The organism is Bacillus sanguinis, assembly GCF_018332475.1.
Lineage (GTDB): Bacteria > Bacillota > Bacilli > Bacillales > Bacillaceae_G > Bacillus_A > Bacillus_A sanguinis.
Map to the genome: position 1 here is coordinate 1 of NZ_BOQB01000210.1, position 3,776 is coordinate 3,776.

The window sequence follows — 3,776 nt, forward strand, 5'->3', positions numbered from 1 at the left end:
TTGTAATACAGAACTATAGTGAAGGAAAGAACGTAAGGGAAAATAAATATGAGGAGAAACTGCATTTTGTAGACGTATTGTGGGGGTCGATGATATTTCATTGTAGTTACGTAATGAGAAGTGCTAACAAGTATGCAAGCGAATTTGCTAATACTAAAGTGGGTTATTCGTAAAATTAATTATAATAATATATATTCTATTTAATGAGAGAAAGAAAATGTACACTTATAAATTACAACGTGATCAATCAATCTGCGCTGAAAAAATAAAGATACTTTACAATACTGTCGGTTGGTGGCCAGAAAGAAATCGATATTGAAAAAATGTTAAAGAACAGTATAGCGATTGGTGTATGGGAAGAAAATGAGTTAATTGGATTTGCTAGAGTTGTTTCAGATGGTGTCTTCCGAGCATACATAGAAGATGTTGTTGTGCATGAGAGGGTAAGGAATAAAGGTATTGGAGAGAAGATGCTTACAATGTTGCTTGAAGAAATATCTCATATCGATATTGTGAGCTTATTTTGTGGAGAGAAGCTTATAAAGTTTTATGGTCAAAAACAATTTCAAGCGACGAAACAAATTGTGATGCATCGTAATCAAATAGGGAAAGAATAAGAGGTGGCAATTAGTATGATTGCAACAAGAGCGTATTGTTTATCAAAAAGAAAAGCGATAGAAGATTCTCCTGATGGTTGGAATGCAACATGTATGAGGCTGAATAATAAAATATTTGCAATAGTAAACCATGAAGAAGGAGAAAAAGCTGCAATTACATTGAAATGTGATCCAGAACTTGCGCTAAGATTAAGAGAAGAGTATCCAGAAGCAATCATTCCGGGGTATCATATGAATAAAAAACATTGGAATACAGTGTATATACATAAAGATGTAGAGCAGGAGCAAATTAATAAGATGATTGATTGGTCATATGATTTAGTTTTACAGTCATTTTCAAAGAAAAAGCAGCAAGAGTTATTAGATTAGTATGTATGAGGGGTGGATGTATTGGAAAACACAATCAAAGGTACATATGATAAATTAGCGAGTACATATAAAGAAAATTTAGATGTGGCAAATCCATATAACAGCTATTATGAAAGACCAGCGATGATGGAGATGATTTCAAAGAATTTAGAAGGGAAGAGTATATTAGATGCTGGATGTGCAGCTGGGTGGTATACTTCTCAATTTGTAGAAAGAGGAGCAAATGTTACTGCAATTGACGTAAGTTCTGAAATGGTGAAATATGCAAAGGAAAGTACAGGCGATAAAGCAACATTTCTTTGTCATGATTTGCAAGAAGTATTACCATTTGAAGATAATACTTTTGATGTTATTGTAAGTTCATTAACGTTGCATTACTTAGAAGATTGGAATAAAGTATTTCAGGAGTTTCGCCGCGTATTGAAGCCAGGTGGCGAATTTATATACTCCATTCATCATCCTTTTATGGATTTTACAAAGTTTACTAGTGAAAATTATTTTGAAAAAGAATTATTGGTAGATACTTGGGTTAAACCAAATATTACAATAGAAGTTAGCTTTTTTAGAAGGTCACTCCAAGATGTAATTAATGAAACAACAAATTATTTTATGTTAGAAAAAATGGTTGAACCGAGGCCAGTTGAAAAGATGAAAGAAGTAAATGAAAAATCTTATCACTATTTAAATACAAATCCACATTTTCTTATTGTTAAAGCAGTTAATAAATAGCTAGTAAAATGATTATATTTTACTAGCTATTTTGCAGTTTTAAATGGTGAATTAGGAGTTTTAAAATGAATACGAAACGAAATAGATTACTATACGCAACATTTACAATCATTGTTATTATTTTAGGGCTTAGTTCAAGAAAGTTAGCTTTTGAACTGCCCACTCTATTAAATAATTATTTAGGTGATGCTTTATGGGCATTGATGATTTTCATTGGATTCGGATTTTTATTTCCTAAAATAGAAACGAAGAAATTGGCTTTTATAAGTTTAATGTTTTGTTATGGGATTGAAATAAGCCAATTATACCATGCCGAATGGATTGATAGTATTCGTGCAACGACTTTAGGTGGACTCGTGTTGGGATACGGTTTTCTGTGGAGTGATTTAGTTGCTTATACAATTGGTGTTGGGGTAGGATTTCTTTTTGAGTTTATATTAAGGACGAATAAGCGATTTTAAATGGGGGTATTTATTATGGGGGATATATTAGAAATTGTGAATTTTTGGTTTGAAGATAAAGATGTCACAGCTACTGAAATAAAAGCAAACGTAACAAAGATTCATTGTAATAATAAATCCTATATTTTGAAGGAAAAGGGATCGATAAAACAACTATTAGTTGAAATACATGTATTAGAACAGCTTGATGAAAAAGGGGTTAAAGTACAAAAGTTAGTGGAAACGAGTAATAGTGAAAAGTATGTATTTTATAGAGAGAAGTATTATTGTTTGTACGAATATGTTGCTGGAAGTGTACTTGAAATAAAAGATACGGAAAATTTGAAAGAGCTAGGAAGTACAATTGGAGTAGAAATAGCTAATCTACATCAAGCGCTTAATTCGGTGAATAATAATAACGAGTTAGTAAAAAGAGATTTATATAAAGTAGTATACGGATGGGCTTTACCTATTTTAGAAAAGAATGAGTATGTTCATCAGGATGTAATTCGAAAAATGAATCAAATACATATAGATTTCAAGGAAACAGTTCACTCATTACGAAAACAAATTATTCATCGCGATATGCACTTATCAAATGTAATCTTTAAAGATAATGAATTTCAAGGTTTTATAGATTTTGAACTATTGGAAAGTAATGTAAGAGTATTCGATTTATGCTATTGCTGTACGAGTATTTTGAGTGAGTTATATAGTGATGAAGTATTAAGAGGGAAGTGGCAACATATTATCAGCACAATCTTTGAAGGATATAATAAACAAAACATTTTAACGAGAGAAGAACTACAATCCATTTGGTATGTTATGCTTTCTATTCAAGTTATATTTATTACTTATTTTGTTCAGTTAAAAGATTTATTAAAGCTAAATGAAGAGATGTTTTTGTGGATTTTTGCTAATAAAGAGGCTATTGAAGAGTCAATAGAAAGGATCGCACGAAAATGAAAAAAATTATATTAATAGGTTCTGGTGGTTCAGGAAAATCTACACTAGCAAGGCAGTTAGGAAATATATTAAATATTAAAGTACATCATCTTGATGCGTTATTTTGGAAACCGAATTGGGAGGGTGTTTCGAAAGAAGAGCAAAGAACGGTTCAAAATGAATTAGTTAAAGAAGATGAGCGGATTATTGATGGGAATTATGGCGGGACAATGGACATAAGAATGAAGGCAGCTGATACAATTATCTTTCTTGATATTCAAAGAACAATATGTGTTTATCGTGCTTTTAAAAGGATTGTACAATATAGGAATAAAACAAGGCCGGATATGGGGGCTGGATGTGAAGAAAGATTTGATTTGCAATTTTTTAAATGGATATGGGAATACCCTAAAACGAAACGACCTTCCATTTTAAAGAGGCTAAATAAATTAAGTAAGGATAAAGATGTTGTTATTTTAAAATCTTCAAATGAAGTAAAACTATTTTTAGAGAAGTACGATAACGTAAATAGTTAGATTATAAAATGAAGTAATTTTGAAAATCTAGTGGATATAAACAAGCTGTTGATGAGATTTTTACATTTATAGGTCATTAATAAATAGAAGATTATACGTGAGAAGGGTGTCTATATGAAATGATATAGACACTTTTTTGT

5 protein-coding genes and 1 pseudogene are annotated in these 3,776 nt (G+C 30.9%); all 6 read left to right on the plus strand.

Annotated elements, in window-relative coordinates:
• Positions 1–217 precede the first annotated feature (217 nt).
• The 6 genes and pseudogenes from KI369_RS21010 to KI369_RS21035 all read left to right on the plus strand — a co-directional run bounded on the left by KI369_RS21010 (position 218) and on the right by KI369_RS21035 (position 3,636).
• Positions 218–617: pseudogene (locus KI369_RS21010) on the plus strand (GNAT family N-acetyltransferase).
• Positions 618–632: 15 nt separating this feature from the next.
• Positions 633–986, plus strand: coding sequence for an MmcQ/YjbR family DNA-binding protein (locus KI369_RS21015; RefSeq protein WP_212957261.1), 354 nt, complete (start codon positions 633–635; stop codon positions 984–986).
• Positions 987–998: 12 nt separating this feature from the next.
• On the plus strand, positions 999–1,715 hold the full coding sequence (locus KI369_RS21020) for a class I SAM-dependent methyltransferase (RefSeq protein WP_438800512.1): 717 nt from the start codon (positions 999–1,001) through the stop codon (positions 1,713–1,715).
• Between the two features lie 65 nt (positions 1,716–1,780).
• Positions 1,781–2,176, plus strand: coding sequence for a ribosomal maturation YjgA family protein (locus tag KI369_RS21025; RefSeq protein ID WP_212957263.1), 396 nt, complete (start codon positions 1,781–1,783; stop codon positions 2,174–2,176).
• Between the two features lie 15 nt (positions 2,177–2,191).
• Positions 2,192–3,121: a phosphotransferase enzyme family protein gene (locus KI369_RS21030; RefSeq protein ID WP_212957264.1), complete on the plus strand. Its 930-nt coding sequence runs from the start codon at positions 2,192–2,194 to the stop codon at positions 3,119–3,121.
• A complete protein-coding gene (locus KI369_RS21035; RefSeq protein WP_212957265.1) occupies positions 3,118–3,636 on the plus strand; it encodes a DNA topology modulation protein in 519 nt (172 codons plus the stop codon). Before KI369_RS21030 ends, KI369_RS21035 begins: the two co-directional genes overlap by 4 nt.
• Positions 3,637–3,776 lie beyond the last annotated feature (140 nt).